Here is a 1,051-nt window from a genome sequence, read left to right on the forward strand (position 1 = left end):
GCCCACCCCGGTCGGCCCTGGTCCTGGACGGTGGTGAGCGCCCCGGCCCGCAGTACCTCGATCACGGCGTGTCGACCAGCCGGACCCGGGTGCCGGGGGTGAGCCGGGCCGGCGGGTCGGCGTGCACGTCGAACAGCGGCAGGTCGGTCCGGCCGACCAGCAGCCAGCCGCCGGGTGACGCGGCGGGGTAGATGCCCGCGTACGGGCCGGCGAGCGCGACCGAGCCGGCCGGCACCCGGGTACGCGGTGTGGCGAGCCGGGGCACGGCGAGCGCGGGCGGCAGCCCGGTCAGGTACGCGAACCCGGGCGCGAATCCGCAGAACGCGACCCGGAACTCGGTACGCCGCAGCCGGTCGATCACGGCGGGCACGTCGGTGTCCCAGTGGGCGGCGACGCGCGGCAGGTCCTCGCCGTCGTACACGACTGGCACCCGGACCTCGGCGGTGGTCGCGCCGGGGCCGCCGGTCCGGGGCCGCCAGCCGGCGATCCGGTCGGCGGCGGCCGACGGGTCCGGTACGCCGTCGAGCAGCACGGTGACCGCGCCCGGGACGATTTCGGTGGCGGTCAGCTCGCCGCTCGCGCGCCGGTGCCACAGTTCGGCCCGCCATGCCTCGACCTGCTCGGGGTCGTCGCAGTCGAGCAGCAGGGCGTGGGCTGGTGGATCTGGACGCCGCGTTCGGGCGGGGCTCCAACGCCGCGCTGCTGGCCGAGGTGGTCGGCAAGCTGGACGTGAAGGTGGAGCTGTCCGGTGGCATCCGCGACGACGAGTCGCTGCGGGCGGCGCTGGCCACCGGGGCGGCGCGGGTGAACATCGGCACCGCCGCGCTGGAGGATCCGCAGTGGTGCGACCGGATCTGCGGCGAGTACGGCGACCGGGTGGCGATCGGGCTGGACGTGCGCGGCCGTACCCTGTCGGCGCGCGGCTGGACCCGCGACGGCGGTGACCTGTACGAGGTGCTGGCCCGGCTGGACGCGGCGGGCGCGGCGCGGTACGTGGTCACCGACATCACCAAGGACGGCACCATGCGCGGGCCGAACCTGGACCTGCTGC

Annotated in this window: 1 protein-coding gene and 1 pseudogene; one reads left to right on the forward strand and one right to left on the reverse strand. The window is 76.4% G+C overall.

What is annotated here, in order from left to right; genetic code table 11:
- Nucleotides 1–61: 61 nt before the first annotated feature.
- A complete protein-coding gene (locus tag AB0L34_RS34375; protein WP_363709854.1) occupies nucleotides 62–646 on the reverse strand; it encodes an allophanate hydrolase subunit 1 in 585 nt (194 codons plus the stop codon).
- Nucleotides 647–654: 8 nt separating this feature from the next.
- On the opposite strand from AB0L34_RS34375, the pseudogene AB0L34_RS34380 reads away from it, so the two are divergent.
- Nucleotides 655–1,051 (forward strand): annotated as a pseudogene (locus AB0L34_RS34380) (HisA/HisF-related TIM barrel protein); the annotation flags it as partial.

Source organism: Micromonospora sp. NPDC052213, from assembly GCF_040679695.1.
Lineage (GTDB): Bacteria > Actinomycetota > Actinomycetes > Mycobacteriales > Micromonosporaceae > Micromonospora.